The 21,525-nt window shown below is 32.9% G+C and carries 19 protein-coding genes and 1 tRNA gene; 7 read left to right on the forward strand and 13 right to left on the reverse strand.

What is annotated here, in order from left to right; translation table 11 throughout:
• Positions 1–31 precede the first annotated feature (31 nt).
• The 10 genes from RM520_RS00295 to RM520_RS00340 all read right to left on the reverse strand — a co-directional run bounded on the left by RM520_RS00295 (position 32) and on the right by RM520_RS00340 (position 13,138).
• The gene (locus RM520_RS00295; RefSeq protein WP_311386579.1) at positions 32–1,648 is read right to left on the reverse strand and encodes a hypothetical protein; all 1,617 of its coding nucleotides are present in this window, start codon (positions 1,646–1,648) and stop codon (positions 32–34) included.
• A gap of 115 nt (positions 1,649–1,763) precedes the next feature.
• Positions 1,764–3,989 carry a tryptophan-rich sensory protein gene (locus RM520_RS00300; RefSeq protein WP_311386580.1) on the reverse strand — a complete coding sequence of 742 codons (2,226 nt, stop codon included), beginning with the start codon at positions 3,987–3,989 and terminating at the stop codon, positions 1,764–1,766.
• Positions 3,986–5,287, reverse strand: a complete 1,302-nt coding sequence (locus tag RM520_RS00305) for a BatA domain-containing protein (RefSeq protein WP_311383702.1) — start codon at positions 5,285–5,287, stop codon at positions 3,986–3,988. Before RM520_RS00305 ends, RM520_RS00300 begins: the two co-directional genes overlap by 4 nt.
• A gap of 1 nt (position 5,288) precedes the next feature.
• Entirely contained in the window at positions 5,289–6,185 is an 897-nt protein-coding gene (locus tag RM520_RS00310; RefSeq protein ID WP_311386581.1) for a DUF58 domain-containing protein, read from the reverse strand.
• 6 nt (positions 6,186–6,191) lie between these two features.
• Positions 6,192–7,196: an AAA family ATPase gene (locus RM520_RS00315; protein WP_311383704.1), complete on the reverse strand. Its 1,005-nt coding sequence runs from the start codon at positions 7,194–7,196 to the stop codon at positions 6,192–6,194.
• A gap of 8 nt (positions 7,197–7,204) precedes the next feature.
• Complete coding sequence (locus tag RM520_RS00320; protein ID WP_311383705.1) at positions 7,205–7,825, reverse strand: DUF4159 domain-containing protein; 621 nt, start codon at positions 7,823–7,825, stop codon at positions 7,205–7,207.
• 84 nt (positions 7,826–7,909) lie between these two features.
• Positions 7,910–9,223 (reverse strand): TldD/PmbA family protein, encoded by a 1,314-nt coding sequence (locus tag RM520_RS00325; protein WP_311383706.1) that lies wholly within the window; start codon positions 9,221–9,223, stop codon positions 7,910–7,912.
• Between the two features lie 29 nt (positions 9,224–9,252).
• A complete protein-coding gene (locus RM520_RS00330; protein ID WP_311383707.1) occupies positions 9,253–10,893 on the reverse strand; it encodes a TldD/PmbA family protein in 1,641 nt (546 codons plus the stop codon).
• Between the two features lie 278 nt (positions 10,894–11,171).
• Positions 11,172–11,244, reverse strand: a tRNA-Phe gene (locus RM520_RS00335).
• Between the two features lie 343 nt (positions 11,245–11,587).
• A complete protein-coding gene (locus RM520_RS00340) occupies positions 11,588–13,138 on the reverse strand; it encodes a glycoside hydrolase family 32 protein (protein ID WP_311386582.1) in 1,551 nt (516 codons plus the stop codon).
• Between the two features lie 87 nt (positions 13,139–13,225).
• Between RM520_RS00340 and RM520_RS00345 the strand changes: the two genes are divergently transcribed.
• The 7 genes from RM520_RS00345 (at position 13,226) to RM520_RS00375 (ending at position 18,263) form a co-directional block, all read left to right on the forward strand.
• Complete coding sequence (locus RM520_RS00345; protein WP_311386583.1) at positions 13,226–13,756, forward strand: rhodanese-like domain-containing protein; 531 nt, start codon at positions 13,226–13,228, stop codon at positions 13,754–13,756.
• Entirely contained in the window at positions 13,737–14,357 is a 621-nt protein-coding gene (locus tag RM520_RS00350; protein ID WP_311386584.1) for a TIGR04282 family arsenosugar biosynthesis glycosyltransferase, read from the forward strand. The genes RM520_RS00345 and RM520_RS00350 overlap by 20 nt, the downstream gene beginning before the upstream one ends.
• Positions 14,354–15,169, forward strand: coding sequence for a purine-nucleoside phosphorylase (locus RM520_RS00355; RefSeq protein ID WP_311386585.1), 816 nt, complete (start codon positions 14,354–14,356; stop codon positions 15,167–15,169). Before RM520_RS00350 ends, RM520_RS00355 begins: the two co-directional genes overlap by 4 nt.
• A gap of 47 nt (positions 15,170–15,216) precedes the next feature.
• Positions 15,217–15,924 carry a TIGR04283 family arsenosugar biosynthesis glycosyltransferase gene (locus tag RM520_RS00360; protein ID WP_311386586.1) on the forward strand — a complete coding sequence of 236 codons (708 nt, stop codon included), beginning with the start codon at positions 15,217–15,219 and terminating at the stop codon, positions 15,922–15,924.
• A gap of 19 nt (positions 15,925–15,943) precedes the next feature.
• Positions 15,944–17,077, forward strand: coding sequence for a helix-turn-helix domain-containing protein (locus RM520_RS00365; RefSeq protein ID WP_311383713.1), 1,134 nt, complete (start codon positions 15,944–15,946; stop codon positions 17,075–17,077).
• A 118-nt stretch (positions 17,078–17,195) separates the two neighbouring features.
• Positions 17,196–17,690 (forward strand): hypothetical protein, encoded by a 495-nt coding sequence (locus tag RM520_RS00370; RefSeq protein WP_311383714.1) that lies wholly within the window; start codon positions 17,196–17,198, stop codon positions 17,688–17,690.
• Between the two features lie 3 nt (positions 17,691–17,693).
• Positions 17,694–18,263: a YceI family protein gene (locus RM520_RS00375; RefSeq protein ID WP_311386587.1), complete on the forward strand. Its 570-nt coding sequence runs from the start codon at positions 17,694–17,696 to the stop codon at positions 18,261–18,263.
• Here the strand turns inward: RM520_RS00375 and RM520_RS00380 are convergent.
• The 3 genes from RM520_RS00380 to RM520_RS00390 are packed head-to-tail and all read right to left on the reverse strand — an operon-like array spanning position 18,256 to position 21,512.
• A complete protein-coding gene (locus RM520_RS00380) occupies positions 18,256–19,269 on the reverse strand; it encodes an N-acetylmuramoyl-L-alanine amidase family protein (RefSeq protein ID WP_311383716.1) in 1,014 nt (337 codons plus the stop codon). The two genes, RM520_RS00375 and RM520_RS00380, sit on opposite strands and share 8 nt — an antisense overlap.
• Positions 19,270–19,291: 22 nt before the next feature.
• Positions 19,292–20,209 carry a hypothetical protein gene (locus RM520_RS00385; RefSeq protein WP_311383717.1) on the reverse strand — a complete coding sequence of 306 codons (918 nt, stop codon included), beginning with the start codon at positions 20,207–20,209 and terminating at the stop codon, positions 19,292–19,294.
• Between the two features lie 31 nt (positions 20,210–20,240).
• Positions 20,241–21,512 carry a POTRA domain-containing protein gene (locus RM520_RS00390; protein ID WP_311383718.1) on the reverse strand — a complete coding sequence of 424 codons (1,272 nt, stop codon included), beginning with the start codon at positions 21,510–21,512 and terminating at the stop codon, positions 20,241–20,243.
• Positions 21,513–21,525: the final 13 nt, after the last annotated feature.

Raw genomic sequence — 21,525 nt, forward strand, 5'->3', positions numbered from 1 at the left:
TAAATATACAGGCAACAAGAGATTTTCACAATTACCTTTTAAGTTTTGGTAATAGCCAAAGCAACCCGATACTTAAAAGAAAGCATAAAAAAGGCCATACTCTTGACAACGATTTAAAAACAACTACTTTTTCGGTCAATCCAGTTGTTTCTTTAAATCGTATTTGGTTTTTAGTAATAATTTCAGCTCTTCGTAGAGTCTTCCATTGGGTTGAATCCATAACAAAATAAGCGTAGCGCAACAAACTATCATTCTTCAAATTGACCGAATTCCATCCAGACTTAGTGGGATAGGTTCTCGTTCTCCATAACTCATTATTTATAGGATCTTGACTTAAAGGAATTACATATCCGTCAGCGTGGATAACAACAGGCTCCTTTAGGGTTGAGGATATCTCCAAAGGATAAGGTTCATCTAAAAAGGCAAATTGGTTTATAGCACTAATTGCTCCTTGCCGAATATTTACTTTAGCAACCTTTGTAATGATTTGAGACCATATTTGACGGTATTTCTCAAAATGACCATCTAAAACTAGTTGATAAGTATTCTTTAAGGTTGTTGTTCCTATTTTTCCGTTCCCGTTATACTCAAGAAAAGAATGTTTTGCGAGAGCAAGACCATTTAAGCTGAGACTATCAGAAAACTTATAAGGATATTTTTCAAATTTTAATTCGGGAAAATCTGCGATATCTATATTCTTTTCCCCATCACTCACCACCTGAATTTGATTAAAAAAGCTTACTCTCTTAAATAGTTGATCATCTGGTTGCATAAATACTCCTAATCCATCGTCATATGAAGCATTAGATAAATTGTTCTTGGCTGATCTTGATAGTCCTAAATAAGTATCAGTATCAAGGATAACCAAATCAAATTCTTCCAAACTCTCTTTTGAAAACCTATAAAATGGGTTGCGTTTGGTATTTAAATACTCAAATTTATATTTACCCTTTGTGATTTGACTGCGAACGACAAGCTTATGACCAGACTCACTTAAAAAATTCTTTAAATATTTTGTCTCAAAAGAGGGGAATTGATTTATTATCAAAATATTTAATTGCTCCTTTTTATTAATAACAGTTGGTAGTTGATTTATCTGTATTTCTTTACCTAGACTATCTTTCTCAACTAACTTATAGACAAGGTTGCCTTCAACTTTAGTTTTAGTCTCTAATTTAAATTGACAAGTAATAGAATCTGTTAAACTTATTGAATCTAAAACATTCCCAGCTGGTCCTTGCAACAACAAATAATACCCTTTAATAGGTTGATTATAAACACCAATAACCGAAAAGTTATCACCTTCAATCAATTCTTGATTGTATTTTATTCTAATAATTCCTGAAAGATTTTCACCTTCTAAATACCTAACAGATTTACCTTGAAGCTGCCAAAAATCATATTCTGGAACTCCATCACCTAAAATTTTAATCTCGCCAACTGAATCTAATTGAGAGCTTAAATCAGATGCCTTTTTGTATGTGGTTATCTTTAGTTTGGGGAAAACTTTTTTAAGGCTATCCAATTTTTTAGTCTGATAACCATCGGTCAATAAAACTCCTGTAGTATCTTGTTCCTTAGCTAAAGAAGGCTCTAGAACCAATACGAGCAATGAAGTGATAGCAACAAAACCTAAAAATAAATTCAAAAGAAATGTTTTGTTAAACAAACCATTCCACTCTTTCCACCAAAATATTATGAATAATAAAAGACCCAGTATTAAAACAAGAGTTGTCATATCATCGTTTATAAACCGAATCCTATCAATCATCCTTTGTGATTTCTTGAAGCAATAATTGATTTATTTTATTGGTATACGCTGTATTCAATGAAGGGGTCGCATCATTATTAGGTATGGCAGCTATTAATCCACTTTGAACTTCTTTTAATTTTTTAGTGTTAAAACTACTCCCCTGAGAAAGCAATTTTAACTCTTGGAGAGTAATCAAATAATTTCCAGGTTTAGCAATTGCCAAAATTGCCAATTCATTTCCTGCTCTTGAAAATAGTTCTTGATCTTGTTGATTAATAGCCCCATTAGAATTAAGCAACTCATTCAATCTTGAAATTGCTTCTCTCATATATGGGTATAACCGTTCATCATCAAGTTCCTTATTCTTAATAACATTTTTAATTTCATCAAGATCACCCGTTAAACGCTTACTTTCTTTTATTGGAGGCGGGTCAAATCCAATTCGATGCACATAAATACGGGCACTATTCTTTATTTCTTGAATCAGTTCTAAAGCTTTATATTGATATGGAAGCGATTTTTGTGGCTCATATAATCTTAAATAGAGCTCGGCATCCCACATTTCGGCCATTGCTTGTTTCAGTTTGCTTTTTAACGACTTGGCAAAAAGTGTAGATGACTCAGGGTCTTCGTGATTATGCAAATATTCTTCTAATGGATCTTCTTTATCTTTAGAATTTTCAGATTCCTCATGTTCATGGTCTTGTTCGTGTTCAACTAAATTGTGATCATTATCACCATCATGGTCATGGGTATACTCATCTAAATGATCTTCGTCTTCATTTGATTCAGAAGACTCGTTAGTAGATGAGTCAAAAGCGCCTTCTGATTCATCACCCATAAACTCACCGTACTTTAATCGCAGTGCTTTTTGGTCAAAACCAAGTTCATTACTTGTAAAATTGAATTCCTGCTTTTTAAGAACTGACTTTTGAGCAATGAGTTTTTCTGTATCGCTAATTAATTGACGCTGGCTTCTGAAATAATCAGGCATTAAATCAGCTCCTAAAGTTCCTTCAACAGCAAATCCATTTGTTACTGTATCTCTAATTACTGAGAAGTACGTCTCTGTTCGCCCTATGTTAGCTTTTGGTTCTTTCAAATCTTGCGCCTCAACATAAAAATACAGTTCGTCACCGGGTTCCATTTTCATGTTTCTAAGGTCAATCCTCTTGTTTAATAGTACTTGTTTAGCGCCTTTTTTAAAAGTGGTATCAAAACTTAATCTTTCTTCACGAAATTTAACTGACTCACCTGAACCTTTACTTACTGTTGCAATGATAGTCGCTGAAGCAATACCAAAATCATCACTTATACTGGTCGTAAATTCTATTATTTGTTCATCATCATAATCAAATGTGCTGAACTGAGGTATCTCTTGAATTTCAATAAATGGTGTTTCATCTTTGATTATTTCCAATGAATATAATTCAGATAAGTATGAATTTCCGGCTTTATCAATAAACTTTAGGTTATAAATATTTGCATAGTTTACTGGTAAAGATTTTAAATAATTTGGGTTGCTAAAACTCATGTTATGTTCTTCAGATCCAATTTGCATTAAAGCGGCTTCAACCTCTTTGTCAAATTGTACTGCCCAATTAATTATTGATCCTTCTAAAACCTTAAGATTAAAATTCGTTGTAGTGTTATTATTCTTTTTTGTGTAAGCTGGATAATTAATAGTTACCAATTGTTTAACCACATTTGGAGAAATCTCTTTTTGTTGTAAACTATCTGCGGTTACAAACTGAATCGTCTCATTAGACGTATTTATAATTTCATCGTTTTCAAGACTATTTAAAAAACCTGAATAATGAAGCAAAACACCCAACAACACCAGTGAAATACTTACAACTATATTTCTAAGTATGTTATTCTTAAAAGTGATAGCACTTTCATTATTATTTAATTGCTGTGCAATCTTAACCTGCTGTATCCTTCCTAGTAGAGATAACTCTTCTTCAGATTCTAATAATAAAGAGGTGCTGAATTCCATTTTTGGAAGAAGACTATCTAGATAATTACAGACCTTTATTAAAGTGTATTGTTTTGGTTTTAGAATAGCTATATAAATAGCAAGGCTCAAAATAAAAACCAGCATTGAAACAATTAAACTATTAGTGATAATAAAACTTAAAATAGCTAGACCTAAACAAAAGATAACAACTTCCGCAATTTTTATTAAAAGCCATTTTTGTCGAGCGTTCTTTAAAAGTTGAAGTGCTTGTATCATTGTTTTCTCAATTTAGCTAAAACACGTTCAACACCTAGAAATACAAATAAAGCCAACCACACCCATGAAGAAAGGTCTACTAATTCAGCTCTAGAGAAGCTACTTTCCACTTTGTTATCTATTAAATTTGGTTTTAACTCAATTGGGGATATTGCTCTTTGATCAAATAATTCTAGCTGGTCTTTTAAGTCTTTTTCTAAATCTAAAAGGGCCAGCAAATCCTTAGTGAAATTACCATTAATAACATTTTCTACAGTTAGTCTTTTAGTTAAAACGTAATCATTCACAGAAGAGGTATTTTCAACTAAATGCTTGGCAAAAAGGTCTGCTTTATATGTAATTCTTTTACCTTTTGTGATTGGCAACTGCTCTGATTTCAACCAAACCAAAACATTCAAATTTTCCGCTTTACTAGCAATCACATCTGAATCCAGTTCAATTGAAATTGGTGAATTTGTATAATTCGCAATTACATTAAATGCTTTTTGAAAGTAAATGGCTTCATTATAAAAATTTTCTTCAAATAAAATTCCAATTGAAATTGAGTCCTTTCCTTTCAATCTAACCGACTCTAAATTATTTGAGAATTCAATGATTATACTATCTTCTTTTCTTTGAAAGTTTTCACTTCTTTTATCCAATAGAACAGTTTCAAAACTTGTTCTTTGGATACTACTTTTTATTTTAATAAGGGCGATACTGTCTTTAAAATCTTTGGCAATCAACCAATTTTCATTGTCTTTAGCCTCATTTAAAACAATCCAATTAAGTTTGGCAGCAGTGCTTGGTCTAATACCGCGAACGGCTGAAATATTGCCTTTACTAAAAACAACAATACTATCAGCTGGCAACTCTTCTAGACCATCTACTAATTGCCAATAATTAGGTGTAATATTCCGTTCAAAAAAAGGTAGCTCTTCTAACTTAACTTTTGGAAAACCCTTAGTTAAAAATCTTAATTCTGCACCTTCTGGCAATTCTTTTAAATATGTTTCTAACGAATTTTCATGAATTAATGAAGGTTCAAAAACATAAATTACTTCTTGTTTATTTACTTCAGTTTTGAACTTTAGACCTGTTAAAATTAAAACTAATAAGCTGATTATAATAAGTCTTAAAAAAAGAAGTAAAAGTTCGTTCAGCCTGATATTTCTTGCCTGCTTGGTTTCAGATTGTGGCAAGAATTTAATGCTACCCACTTTTATTACTTCGACATCACCTTTGTTTAAAAGATGAATAGCTATTGGCACTAAAAGTGCCATTAAACCCCATAGATATGTCGGATTCAATAAGGTCATCTCAACTTAGGCTTTTTCTTCTTTTTAAAAACAGCTTTAAACCTTCTTCAATAGGTGCATTAAAATGAAAAAGCTCATATCCAATATCTTTCATTAAAAAAGAGTTTTTTACCTTTTTTAAATGTTCTTCAAATGCATTCAAATAATACTGTTTGACGTCTTTAGAATTCACTTGAATACGCTTATTGGTCTCCAGGTCTTCAAAAACAACATCTCCTGAATAGTCAAACTTAGTTTCATTTTCTCCAACAATTTGAAGCACGGCAACTTCATTTTTTGAAGTTTTTAAATGACCAATCCAATCAGACAATTCTTGATCATCTTCATGCATATCAGTTATAAAAAAAAGTAATTCCTTATGATTTCTATTGTGTACTTTATGAATATCATCAGAGGTTTTAGGCCAAATTCCGGCGCATTTAATTTGAATAAGCTCTGCTAAAATTCTATTGTAATGCTGTTTATGCGTAGTTGGATATAACCTATTTATTTTTTCATTATTTAATGAAAAAAGGCCTACAGCATCACCCTGCTGGTGAGCTAAATAAGCTAAAGAAGCTGCTAGTACACGGGCATAATCCATTTTTGACAATCCCTCTTCTGTATAGTTCATTGAGGCACTGGCATCGATGATAAATTTTACAGCCACTTGAGTTTCAATATCCGCCTGCTTAATATAATATCTACCGGACCTCGCCAGCATTTTCCAATCTAAGAGTCGCATATCATCACCGGCCTGATACCCTCGGTATTGACTAAATTCTAAACCCTGCCCAACGCGTCTACTTTGATGTTTACCTGATAAGAATCCATCAACAATAACGCGAGCTATTAAAGAAAGCCCCGATACGCTATTGATAATATTAGGCTGAAATAAATCTTTGTAGCTAGATTTCACTTGGTTCTATTTTGGTGAAAACTGAAGATGTTCTATTAATTTAATGGCAACTACATCTGAAGTAATTCCTTCCGCTTCAGCACGGAAATTAACCAGTATTCTATGTCTTAAAACTGGCAAGGCAACACGTTTTAAGTCATCTAAGTTTACTGCAAATCTACCCGCCTGCAATGCTCTAGCTTTAGCAGTCAATATCATGGCTTGCCCCGCTCTTGGCCCAGCACCCCAACTAACCCACTCCTTGACAAAAGAATTGTTTGATGTATTTGGCCTTGTCGCACGAACTATTTGATTTACATAAGCAATGAGGTCGTCGCTAATGTAAACTTGTCTCACCAATTTTTGCAATTGCAGAATTTCATCACCGCTAATTACTTTTTCAATTTCGTCAACTTTAGACCCGGTTGTGTTTTTTAAAATTTCAGCTTCCTCTATTTCTGTTGGATAGCCAATCTTTATGTAGAATAAGAATCTATCTTGTTGCGCCTCTGGTAAAGGAAATGTACCAGACTGTTCTATTGGGTTTTGAGTTGCCAAAATAAAGAAAGGTCGATCCATCTTATAGGTGATACCAGAATAAGTTACCTCAAATTCTTGCATAGCTTCCAATAGTGCAGCTTGCGTTTTTGGTGGCGTTCTATTGATCTCGTCAGCCAATATTATATTTGAGAAAATAGGCCCTTTATTGAACTTGAAAAACTTTTTGCCTGTTGATTGGTCTTCCTCCATTATTTCAGTCCCAATAATATCAGAAGGCATTAAGTCTGGTGTAAACTGTATCCGATTAAAATTTAGGTCCACAGCTCTTGCCAAAGTTCTTATCAAAAGTGTTTTTGCTAAACCTGGAACACCCTCTAACAAAGCATGACCTCCAGCAAGAAAAACAATCAAAAGTTGTTCAACTGTTTCTTCTTGACCAACAATTACTTTACCAATTTCTTTTTTTAAAAGTTCTATTTTATGGGTAAGTGCTTTTATTTCTTTTTCCGCAACTACTAAATTATCGTCCATTATAAATATTAAGAAGTTAAAGCGTACATCACGATATTAACACCAAATCGTGTGTTATCTATCTTGTACCATCGCTTGTTTCTAAAATCATAGTCCCATTCACAACCATAATCTTTATTACTATACAAAACACCAACTCGATTGTTGACCTCAATTGCTTTTAAGTACTCATGAACCAAATCATCTCCCCAACCGTTCAATTCTTGTGAAGTAGTCGGCGGCCCATCATCAAATTCAAAAAATACAGAATATATCTCATGATTATTTGGTATTTTCTTTAGCGAATCACGGCCAAAAATTTCTTCCATTTGGCGCTCAAAAGACTTAGCAAACAAACCATCAATATCATGGTTACAGTCGTCTACAAATACGAATCCTCCATTGTTTATATACTTTTTAAAATTTTCTTTCTCTTTTTTAGAAAATTGAACCAGTTTATGACCAGACAAATAACAGAACGGACACTTGAAAATATCTTCACTGGCCAAAGGCACAATGTTTTCTATGGTATTCACACGTAAAGTGGTGTACTCAACTAAAGAATTCAAAAGGTTAGAAGGCATGCGTTGATCAACATCCCAATCACCTGATTCATATTGTAGTCTAGTAAAGAAAAAGTCGTTACTCAACAGTATTTACTTCTATTTCGGGTTAAAATAAAAACTGGTTGCGATTATATTGATCACAACCAGTTGTATAAAGTTATTTAAAATCTATACCGCATCAGATAAACTTGTAAAAGTAAAGTCTCTAATTTTCATGAATGGAATCAAATTTCCTTCTACCCTAACTTGTTGACCTAAAGTCTCTAAGTTATTTAGCATAATAATTGGGCTTTCATTGAATCTTAAATTCTTAATTGGATGCTTAATAGCACCATTTTCGATATAAAAAGTTCCATCTCTAGTCAAGCCAGTGTAAAGTAATGTTTGTGGGTCAACAGATCTGATATACCATAAACGTGTAACTAAAATTCCCTTTTTAGTACTCTTGATTAAATCTTCAAGAGAAGCATCACCACCACCCATGATAAAATTACTTGGGAATGGAACAGGGTCAACGCCCTTTTCTTTTGCCCAAAAACGACCATAAGCTAAATTTTTAACTACGCCATTTTCTATCCATGTTGTTTTCTTCAAGGGCTGACCAGCACCATTCCAAGTTGCACTCGGAACTTCTGGATTAAGTGGGTCTGACCATAATTGAACTCTTTCGTCAACAATTTTCTCCCCAATTTTATTACCACCATCTTTAGACATAAAACTTCTGCCTTCATCTGCTGTACGAGCATTCATTGCTCTGCCTAATCCATTTAATAGTCCTAAACCTGCCGATGGTTCTAAAATCACCGTATACTTACCAGGTTCAATGGCTTTAGCTTCTTTTGACATTACAGCTTTATCAATCGCCGTATTACTAGCTTCTGTCGCATCAAACTTTGATACATCATTTACATCTCTAGTTACCCAACCAGATCCAGTACCATCATTAGTTCTCATTGTAACTGTAAATTCAAGATTGGTTTCTTTGTTATATGCGAACAAACCTTTTGAATTCATCATCGCACTAAAACCAGCTGAATCGTCTAAAAAACCAGCCGCAGTAACATCTTTTGCAGCTGCAGGGGTAATACTACTGTTAGCAACTTCAGCTCTATACTCAGGAGTAATATTAGCTGTAGCATCGATATAGTTAATCGCCTCGTCATAAGTCTGTGGACCTAAGGGGCCCATAAACTCAGGATTCTCCGGGGAAAGTTTTGCTAACTCCTCTGATCTTTCAACTACTCTTTTCAATGATTCATCATCAAATTCATCAATGGTTGCAGTACCCATTTGTTTACCAAAATTTGACTGAACTACTAAAGTCTGATTCGAACGATATCCGGCTGTGGAAACAGAGTTTCTTGCATATCTAATATTCCCGCTTTCACCACCATCCAAATTGACTTCACAAGCATCTGCTTTGGAAAAGCTCAATGCTTTTTCCATTATCTTTTTTGCTTCTTCTTTTGTATATATTGCCATTTTATTTTTTCTTTTAATGAAATTTGGAATTAAACTGTTCTACCTGTATTAATAACATTAATGTCATCAAATCTTGTAGTAGAACTACCATGGGATACCGCACTTATTTGTGAAGGTTGCCCTTTTCCGTCAAAGAAAGACCCAAACATTCTGTAGTCGCTCTCATCACATATTTTAGAACATGAATTCCAAAATTCTTGCGTATTAGATTGATATGCAACATCATTGAGCATACCTGCTATTTCGCCATTCTTAATTTCATAAAATGCTGTACCTCCAAATTGGAAGTTGTAACGCTGTTGATCAATAGAGTAAGATCCTCTACCAGCGATATAAATACCCTTTTCAACATCTTTAATCATGTCGGATGAAGAATACTTTTCTTTACCAGCTTCAAGTGAAACATTTGGCATACGCTGGAATTGAACATCATTCCAACTTTGAGCATAACAACAACCATGTGATTCATCTTGGCCAAGAATGTTAACTTGATCTCTAATGGCTTGATAATTCACCAAAGTTCCATTTCTAACTAAATCCCATTCCTTGCATTTAACACCTTCATCATCATAACCAACAGCTCCTAAACTACCTTTTTGAGTTTTATCGGCTACAAGATTAACAAGATTACTTCCGTAATTAAAGTTACCTGATTTCCATTTATCTAAAGTTGCAAAACTAGTTCCAGCATAATTAGCTTCATAGCCTAATACTCTATCTAATTCTAACGGATGTCCAACTGATTCGTGTATCGTTAATCCCAAGTGATTAGGTTCTAATACTAAATCATATTTTCCTGGGTCTACAGATTTTGCGGTAAGCATTTCTTTAGCTTGCTTGGCAGCTGTGACAGCATCTTCAACAATGTCATAACTATTTCTGTATAACATCATCCCATCTGGACCTGCAATTTTTTCAGAAGCTAATCCATCCATATACTCATAACCCATACCCATTGGAGCACTCATAGCCTGCCGAGTCTTAAACTTACCAGCTGAACGGTCAACGGCAGTTACTCCAAAAGTTGGCCAAATTCTATGAACGTCTTGATCAATATATGAACCGTCTGTTGAAGCAAAGTACTTTTGCTCATTTACCATAAACAGAGCAGAATTCACAAAATTTGCTCCATTATCTAAGGCTGCCGCATTTGCTTTTAAAAGCAAATCTACTTTTTCAGAAACTGGAACATTTTTAAAATCTTTTTGAATTGGAGTTTTCCAAGAAACCTCACCATGTGATTGAACTGGTGCTAATTTTACAGGCTCTTTCTGAATCTTAGAATTTGCCTTTGCAATTGCAACAGCTTGTTCTGTAGCTTTCTTAATACCATCTTCGGTTACGCTATTGGTAGAAGCAAAGCCCCACGTACCATTAGTGATTACACGAATTCCGATACCAAAAGACTCTGTATTTACAACATTTTGAACCTTGTCTTCTCTAGTGAATACGTACTGATTCAAGTACCTACCTATTCGAGCATCAGCATAAGTAGCTCCTAAGGATTTAGCTGTGTTTAAAGCAACATCAGCCATACGTTTTTTTACAAGTACATCCATACCTGGTTCTAGCAGGGCTTCAGTAGCAATGTTATTACCCATCATTGTTGTAGGCAATAAAAGAGCTCCAGCACCTAAACCAGATAACTGTACAAAATCTCTTCTTTTCATTTAGTGTCTTGTTTTGTTGTTTGAAGTAGTTAAAGATTGATGATACCATCTTCAAACTGGTTGTTATTTAAGAAAGCATGTTCTAAATGACCTTCTATTCGTTTTTTGAACGATTAGCTCCTAAAATACTGAATTTTCTAGGGTAGATTGCTACGCTTTTAGATTTTATTAAGAGTTTTTAATAGGATTAAGAATCTTTAATAGAATAGCAATTTCAAAGTAAAGGACAATTGGTACTAAAGAAAAACAAAAAACCCCGCAAATTGCGGGGTTTGAAGTGGTGCCTCCAGGAATCGAACCAGGGACACATGGATTTTCAGTCCATTGCTCTACCAACTGAGCTAAGGCACCATGCTTATTAAAGCGGCTGCAAATATAATTTCTAATTTAAGATTAACCAATAAAAAAACATAAAAAAACTACCCGTTGCTTTTAATAGCCATTTATTTACTAAAAAAGTTATTTCAATTATCCTTTTCAAGATAATGAATTGCCATCCACACGCTTTTTGATACAACTTATAAATTTACCTTAATTAAAAAGTAAGAATTAGATACTTTTAAAAAAGAAAACAAACCATTTCAGAAAATGAACACTTTTGACAAAAAACTAGGCTATTTGTTTTGGTATTTTACGGTTCTCGTATCTATTGCATTACTTTTGAATAGTCTAATTAGATATTTTAATTAGTTATTTACTTCCAAATAGATTTAAGGCTTTTAATCGTTTGATTTTTAATCTCTAAATTGGATTTTGAATTATTCTTAATAGTCATTTTAGAATATTCCTCACTTGGGAATAGCTGCGAAGTCATTGCATATAGCCCTTTATCAAGAAAAATCTCAATTGAAGATTGGTCTATGTAAATTTTAACTTCAAATTCTTCCGGTAATTCATTAACTGACATATAATGTAATTTATTACCGAAATCATAATTGAAGTTTGTGAGCCCTGATTGACTGCGATCTAACATGAATAGATTAGAAACTGAGTCAAAAATGATGTTGACCTGCTCATTAATTTCATTACTTAATGAAAGCTCAAAGTCATTCTTATTTGCAGTAAAAGTAATTACAGATTGATTTAATTTTTCATTTTCAAGCACAATTTCTTCACCTGCCTTTAAATTATTATTAACACCAATTTTTTTACCTTCTAAACGATGTACTTGTTCTACCGGATAATTAGCCAAGTAATAAGAATCATTTTGTTTCCTAAGAGTTAGTTTTCGAGGTAATGTCATTGCACTGCGCCAGATACTTGTGGGGGTCTTAAGAGCATACTGCCAATTACTCATCCATCCAATAAAAACCCTATCCTGTTTTGGGGTATCATTATAGGTTACCCCTGCATAATTATCGGTACCCCAGTCCAACCATTTGTATTCTATTTGATCAGACGTAAAATTATCCCCGTCAAAATCTCCTATGAAATACTGTGTTCCGCTTCCTCCGTTAGGGCTGCCGTTTCCAATACTAATAATGAGCACCCATTTTTCTTCATCTGTTCCCTCTACTTTTAACTTAAATAAATCTGGACATTCCCAAACACCTCCGTGTGCCCCTTGACCTACTCCAAAATCACTAATATGATTCCACTGCTTTAAATCTTTTGAGCGATAAAACTTTGCATGATTACCCGCAACTAAGGTCATGATCCAACTTTCTGTTGGATCATGCCAAAAGACTTTAGGATCCCTAAAGTCTTTCATTGTGGTATTATCTATTACAGGATTATCTTCATACTTTGTCCAAGTATCACCATTATCAAGACTATACGCAATACCTTGTGTTTGGGTATTAATTCCTCCTGATTTTTCAATATCTAATCTAAAGTAAGTGAATATAGCTACCAAAGGCACTTTGCCATCTTTGCCAAAACCCGTGGTATTCAATTTATCAATGACAGCACTTCCTGAAAATATAAACCCTTTTTCATCTGGGAATAAGGCGATAGGTTTGTTTTTCCAATGCACTAAATCTTCGCTTGTCGCATGCCCCCAATGCATAGGACCCCAAACTGTTGCATTCGGGTAATGTTGATAGAACAAATGATAAATTCCTTCGTGGTAAACCAAACCATTAGGATCGTTCATCCAGCCTGTTGGAGGAGTAAAATGATATTGCGGACGATATGTTTCTTGATAAGCCTCATCTAGCTGTTTATTGATCTTATCTATTTCAACCTTTCTTTTACAAGAAATAATAACTAAAAAAGCAAAAACTAGAAGGACAGCGCTGCGCATACTAAGAAATAAGAATGATGAAGTTGAAGATAAAGAATTTAAAATAAGCCCTCATAAATCGTATCTTTAGCATTGAAATATATTGACATGCGTTTTTTTCTAGCAGCCCTTATTATTGCTTGCTTTTTCTCTTTTACATTTTCGCAAAAGACCATTGATGAGACTTTACAAAAGTTCAATAGTAATAGTGTAGATTACATAACTGTAGATGAGCTGAAAACACTAAACCAACCGCTACTTTTAGATACCCGTAAGAAAGAGGAATTTGATGTTAGTCATATAAAAGATGCGCAATGGGTGGGGCACCAAACGTTTAAAATTGATACTATCTTAAAAGACTATCCCAATAAAAACATGCCTATTGTAGTCTACTGTTCCATAGGAGTACGGTCAGAAAATATTGGTGAAAAGCTATTAAAAGCCGGTTACACTAATGTTAAGAATCTTTATGGAGGTATTTTTGAATGGGTAAATCGTGAAAATACCATTGTTGATTCTGATCAGAATGAAACAGAAAAAATTCATGCATTTAGTAAGCATTGGGGTAAACTATTGACCAATGGCGATAAAGTCTATAAAACCAAATCAAAAAAAGAAATTGAAAAAAAAGCCAACTAACCTACTCTTAATTTTTACAAGAAATCCTGAACTAGGCAAATGTAAAACACGTTTAGCGGCAACTACAGGTGATAAAATTGCTCTAGACATCTACAAATTTCTATTAGAACATACTGTGGCGATAACCAGGAATCTTAAGGCTGAAAAATATGTGTACTACTCAGAAGAAATTTGGGAAGATGATGTCTGGGATTCAAAATTGTACACAAAAAAACTACAAGAAGGAATCGATTTAGGTGAAAGAATGAAAAATGCTTTTAATGAAGGCTTTAAAAGCGGCTTCGAAAGAATCATTATTATTGGTAGTGATATGTATGATTTATCTCATGAAGATTTAAATAGTGCTTTTGAAAAATTAAATCACCATGATGTTATTGTTGGCCCAGCTCAAGATGGAGGGTATTATTTATTAGGCCTAAAGTCTAATCAAAATGAACTGTTTTCAAATAAAGCGTGGGGAACAGGCACCGTTCTAAAACATACACTAGAAGACCTTAATGAAACCAACTACAGCTTAATCGATGAAAGAAATGATGTAGACGTTTTTGAAGACATCAAAGATATTAAGGTTTTTCAACATTTTTTTAAAATTAAAATATGACAAAGAAACAACTAAATGAATCTGTTGAATATTTAAAAAATAAAGGTTTTGATTCTCCTGAAATAGGCATTGTCTTAGGAACTGGTTTAGGTCAATTAGTCGATGAAATTGAAGAACCAATTGAAGCGCATTACCATCATATACCAAATTTTCCACTCGCTACTGTTGAGTTTCATACGGGTAAACTACTTTTTGGTTTTATAGAAAATAAAAAAGTGGTCGTTATGCAAGGTCGTTTTCATTTGTATGAAGGTTATGATCTTTTAGATGTTACCTATCCTATCCGAGTTATGCATGAATTAGGAATTCAAAAGTTATTTATTTCGAATGCAGCTGGTGCAGTCAATTTAAATTTTAAGAAGGGAGATATCATGCTTCTTGAAGATCATATTAATCTACAAGGAGGTTCTCCATTGGCATTTAAAAATGTTGCGGAATTTGGTGATCGTTTTGTTGATATGAGCGAACCGTATGATTTTGAAATGCGAGAAAAAATAACAGCCATTGCTGCACAAGAAAACATATCACTTCAAAAAGGAGTATATGCTTCTGTAGTAGGTCCACAATTAGAAACAAAGGCAGAATACAGAATGCTTAAAATACTAGGAGCAGATGCTGTGGGAATGAGTACTGTACCTGAAGTTATTGTTGCAAACCATTTAAGATTACCAATTGTTGCAATTTCAGTTTTAACAGATGAATGTGATCCTGACTATCTACTACCTGTTAATATTCAAGAAATAATAGAGATAGCTGGTAAAACGGAGCCTAAAATGATAAAAATATTCAAAGAATTAGTCAAGGTATTGTAAGTAATACTTCTAAATTACCACTATTTGATTGTGTACATTGAATTTTCATGAGTAGTAGTTTGTCTTCTAAAATAAGCATCATTATTCCTGTTTTAAACGAAAGTCATATTTTGGCTGGTTTGATTGATCTTATCAAAAAAAATAGTTCAACCAATACTATTGAAGAAATCATATTAGTTGATGGCGGCAGCACTGATAATACTGTTGAAATAGCTGTAGGATTGGATTTGAAAATTATCAGCTCCAAAAAAGGACGGGCTCATCAAATGAATACTGGCGCTAAAATCGCCAAAGGTGAAATACTGTATTTTCTACATGCAGATACTTTACCACCAAAAAAATTTGATAACCTTATTATTAAGGCCTACAAAGCTGGTAATAACACTGGCTGTTTTCGAATGGAATTTGATTCAAAAAACTTATTTCTTCGTGGTTTCGCCTACTTGTCTAAAATTAATCATACCCTCTGCAGAGGTGGAGATCAATCTCTTTTTATTTCAAAACAACTTTTTGAACAAGAGAATGGCTTTGATGAACGCTACCAAATCTATGAGGATAGTGAGTTTATCAGAAGACTATACAAGACTACTAAGTTCATCGTTCTGCCTCAAAAAGTAATAACATCTGCCAGAAAATATCGAGAGAAAGGATGGATTAATGTACAATTTCATTTTGGTATGATTCATTTAAAAAATTACCTCGGCGCCGGCCCCAATGACCTTTACCTATATTATCAAAAACATCTAGTAGTTTAATTATTGAAATTCACACTATTTGATTTTATATCTTAGAGCTGTGAATACTTTTCAGACCATATGCGCTATTGTGTTATCAATCGGTGCTTTACAAGGCCTCATTTATGGTATTATTTTACTATCTAATAAAGGACCAAACAGGGTTGCTAATAAATTCTTAGCTCTTATACTTTTCTTTTTCTCTTATCGCCTGGTAGTCGAGGTTTTGCAATTTTTCGGTCTCGGTATTTATGACTTTTGGTACCATATTATGCTAGAATACAATTGGATCTATGGTGCTTTAATTTACTTTTTTGTTATTGCGCTAATCAAACCAAACTTTAAACTATCTACTTCTCATTGGATTCATTTTTTACCAGTTATATTAGAATTTCTTTGGAGTAATTTTATCAAATTTCAAAACTTTTATTGGGATGGAACAAGAGAAAGTCTTACTTGGCTTGGCTATTGGGGATATGTAGTTTGGGTGCAATTTCCGACGATGTATATCGTCTGTGGTGCTTTAATAATTTATTACAGTTACAAGGCAAGAACCGAATTGCTCTTAAAACTTAAAAATGAATCAACCCTTTCTAAAGAAAAGATTCAGTGGATTTTAAACTTGCTATTAATCTTAAGAGTATTCTCCATTTTCTTTATGAGTATTACCTTAATAGATTTGATATTTTTCAACTATGCTTTTGATAGTTTTTACAGGGTTCCGTTATTCTTGGGCTTAGCTATTATAACATATGGTATTGGTTTAGTCGGTTTTAGCAAAAGAGATACTGTTCTAATAAAACCAAATAGAGTTCTATCAAAAAAAGAAGAGAATGAATTAAAGAAGATTTCAATTGAATTAGAACATTTAATGACGACACAGAAGATTTTTACAAATCCGGAATTATCATTAAGAAGTTTGGCGGATACTTTGAAAATTAAACCTTACTTATTAACCAATTGTTTAAATATAAAATACGGAAAATCATTTAATACCTATGTAAATGAAAAACGAATTGAAGAGTTAAAACTACTACTAGAAAAACCTGAAAACGATAAAATTACGCTATTAGGACTTGCTTATGAAGCAGGCTTTAACTCAAAAGCCTCTTTCAATAGGTCAGTTAAAAAAATAACAGGGAAATCGCCTAAAGCCCTAAAATCAAAAGAATAATAGACTCATATTTTTAATCGATACTTTTTCAATTTTTAAAAAGGTCTCAATTTTATAACTGCAACGACTAGTATTCATCTAAATCCAATATTTGCTTCATAATTATAAATCAATAACTATGAAAGCATTTATCACTACTATTTTTTTCTTATTTCAAGTATTTGCCCTATCAAGTCAGGTTGACTATGGCACACCTAAAGGGAATCAGATTCCAACAAAATTGTCAAAACTTCCAAGATTAATACTAGTAAACAACTTTCCAAATGAAATAGATGCGGTCAAAATTAAAGATCGTTATTATTGGAAACATACAACTTCTATACTATGCAAATTTGATAATGTAGAAATAATAGAATTCGGGGCATTTCTTTTTTACAATAACCAGTGGAATTTAAGACAGACTTATAATTTGAAAGAGTTAGACAAAAAGTTTGATACTAAAAAACAACAATTAAAACTTGGCCAACCTTATACTTGGCGAAATAATTGGAGAACGGACTCTAAGCTTTTTGGTGGTTGGGCCATGTGGTATTTCATTGGAGTCACAAGTTCTGGGGAAAAAATATGCGGCTACCAAAAAATTAACACAACAAATAATCTATTAAATCAATAAATCATGAAAAATATTCTTCTACTCATTGCAATATTATTTTTTCATCAAATTACTGCTCAAAATTATAGCTTAAACAAAGAAGTTCAATCGATAAATTGGACCGGAAAGGCTGCATTTGATGCGTATTCACTTACTGGAACTATTAATACACAACAAGGTTCTGTATTAGTAAAAGGAGATACCATAGTTCAAATGAGCATTGTTATTGATATGAAAAGCCTTGATCATGACAATAAAGATTTAAAAGGTCACTTAAGAGGAAAAGACTTTTTTGAAATTAAAAAGTACAGTCAAGCAAAATTTGTTTTAACAAGACCTTCAATTATTAAAAATGGTAAGGTAAGCTTAACCGGAAACCTTACGATTAAAAACATTACGAAAGAAGAGACATTTACAGCAGGTATCTTAAAAAAAGAAAAAAATACCATTGAAATAGCCCCTATAATGAATATTAACAGAACTAGTTACGGTGTAGAATACAATTCACCTACAATATTTCAAAGTTTAAAAAAGAATGCTATCGCAGATGATTTTGAGCTTAATGGTAAGCTTATTTTTAAAACGATTAATTAGTCTTATTTCTAGATTCAAAATCCAATATAATTCCTTCAGAAATCCATTTTGCTAAAGCTTGTCGGTTATCTGAATCTAAAATGCGTTTTTGATCCTTTTTACTTCTGATATTTCCTATTTCAATATAAGCCATAGCTGGTATTGTGTTCTTAACCATATAAAGGTTACTGCGATCTTCAAAAGTACCCTGGTAGCCTCTATTTGGTTGAAAAAGAGCATACTTTTTTTCAAATGTTTGATGAATACTCTCAGCTAAACGTCTTCCATTTTGACTGCGTTCATGGTAATAGAAGAATACATCAATATTCGTTCCTTTACTTCGGCTATCAACATGTGTGACAAGTAGCCTTTGGTATTTTCCAAAGTTTTTATGATATAATTTATTAACAGCCTCTGTTCTTTGTTTTAAACGCGATAACTGATTTAATGGAATCTCAAGATTTGGATAAACAATTTCATCAGTATCTAAATCTAAAACCCTTTGATCTCGTATTCCGTCGTTTTTATCTTGTACAATTAAAACTACTTTTCCACCATGTGATTTTAACTCTCTGGCTAAACGCAGCGTTACATCGTAAGCATACTCATCTTCAGCTATTAATTTACCATTGAAATTCTCTACCGCTCCTGGATCGGGCCCTCCATGACCAGAAACTAGGTAATAAACTGCTCCTTCTAGTCGATTACTTAGCGAGTCAATCTTAGTGAAATCTGTCCCAAATATTTCATTTTCAGGGTCCTTAATAATCTCAACTTTCTTTAACTCTCGAATTAAAATTGTATCAGGTAAAATATACTTTTCACCAACTTTTAAAAACTCTTCTGTTGTAAGCAAGTCTTTATTTATCAGGACAAACTCATTGTAGAATTTTGACGGGCTTAAACCATGCTTTCTAAGTAATGAGTAAATCCCATCACCTTGTTGAGCAGTAACAACATTCAAAGTATCTTGAGCTGAAGTGGTTGCTATAAAAAGGATAAATAAGCCATGTAAAAAATACCTCAAGATTGATAAATTAGAAAAGCGACTATTCCTCTAAATTTAATTCAGCATAGTCATTCAACATTCCTTTTCTTATCCAAGTAGCAAAGGTTTTTTTATCTGAATATATAGAGAAACTTTCTTGTTTTACTTTTTTAATTCCTGTAGATATATCAATTACTGATATTGCTGGTAAGGCATTTTTAGCAAGAAAAAGGTCATTACCATCTTCAAAAATTCCTGAAAGGTTTTCAATACTACCTTTGCGAGATGTGCTGTTACCAATTATAGATTGAATATGTTCCGCAAACTTCTGCCCTTCTTCACTTTTGCCATGATGAGATATAGTCACATTTAATCTTTTGTTTGTAATTTCTTCTTTAGATCTTACAATTAACAACCGTTGATACTTACCATGGTGTTTTAAATAACGTTTATTTACAATACCTGCATATTCTTGAAACCTGAATTTTTCATTTTCGCTGGTTGCAACTGAATCTGATTTAATAATATATACTTGTGCTCCATTGACCAAAAAACTATAAGCTAATTCAGAAACAATCGTAGAACAATAACTGCTCTTTGATGTCTTTTCTTCAGCAACTAAATAGTAAACAGCATTACTTAAATTATCGGATTTTAGACTAATCTTATTTAATTCTTCATCATAAAGTGCTTTTTCGGCACCATCACTTACATTAACTATTCTTCCTTTTTCAATAAATGAATCTGAGGCTGTAGGTATTTTATAAATTCTGCCTAAATGAAGTTCACTTCCATTCTTAATATTTGCTTCATTTAAGGATATAAATGCCGCATAGTATTTAGAAGGGTTTAATCCTTCTTTTCTAAGAATCGAAAAAATACCATCTCCTTTTTTTGCAACAACTGTGCGCAAAAAATCTTGTGATGTGGCACTACAATAAATAAGTAATGCAAAAAGTAAAACAAAGAATCGTTTCATAATAATGGTCTAGTGTGCCTTACAAAGGTTACTAAAAATACTGCCCAATACCAAAAACAATTCCTTTTGAGGCTTTTTTTGTTACACCATGTCCATAATCTATTCTAAAAATAGCATTGAAAATTCGTTTGTGTATGAATCTAATACCAACACCTGGGTAAACTCTTAAATTTTGATCATCAGTAAAATCACCAAAATCACCACCCGGGTTACGCCAACTTCCTCCATCAATAAAAATATTGCTCTGTAGAACGAACCAATCTTTATCAATAATCGTATGTCGATACTCTGTATTCAGCACAATTGCGGCTGTACCTCTATCAATTAAATTTCCTACCCCTCTTATGTTAAGGTTATTATCAACCGCAAAAGGTGCAAAAGGAGTATCCAAATTACTGGAAATACCCAAACGAAGACGATTGGCCCAATTTCCTTTTTTACCTACTCTTAAAAAGAATAAGAAATCATTAAAACCAATGGTAAAATCAGGTAAAGTCTGATCTTTACTGCGAACCAATTGCAAATTCAAAGTGCTTCTAAAACCAGATAAATAGTGATAGTAATATTCCAAGCCATTGAAATCATAAATAAATTTATAGAGATATTTATCTACGTTAAGATTTTGAGGAACATTGGGATCAGTAACCCCAGATAAATAAGAATAGTCTTCAGTAAAAAAACTCAATCCCAATTCAAAGCGATTTCTATAATTTGGTTCATACAAACCCATTATTTCAATAGACTCATTATTGTATCGGTATTCGGCTGTGCCATTCTCTAAAAAAACAGGTTCTTGAGTGGTTAAATCTTGATAGTTTATGGCTATGCCTAATTTATTTGAAAACAAATAAGGAGCCCTAATATTTACACCATAGGAATTGAAAATATCATATTGGTAAAAACCTCCAATAATGATATTACGGCCTAAAAAATTAAACTCTTGCAGACCTACCCTAAAAGCAAATTCATCATTATTTGAAGTGTACACATTTGCAAACGGAATTACGGTAAAGTTCTCTTCAATACCATAGTATATATTGTATTCCGTTTCATTGTTCGCTTTGAATACTTGAAAGTAGGCGTGCGCAATAGCCGGGAGTCTTTTTAACCTAATAATATCTTTTTCAATAAGAGTTGAATCTAACTCAGAACCAGGTTTAACTCTAATGATTCGTTTTAAAAAATTAGTATTCGTTTTTTTATTTCCTTGAATTTTCACATCGGCGACTGTGGCCTGTGAATAAACTGCTATTGAAAACAATAAAAAAAGAATGCAGATAAAATTTCTAACTACAGTTTTCAACTTTTTTGATTAA

The organism is Croceitalea vernalis (genome assembly GCF_031846405.1).
Classification (GTDB): domain Bacteria; phylum Bacteroidota; class Bacteroidia; order Flavobacteriales; family Flavobacteriaceae; genus Croceitalea; species Croceitalea vernalis.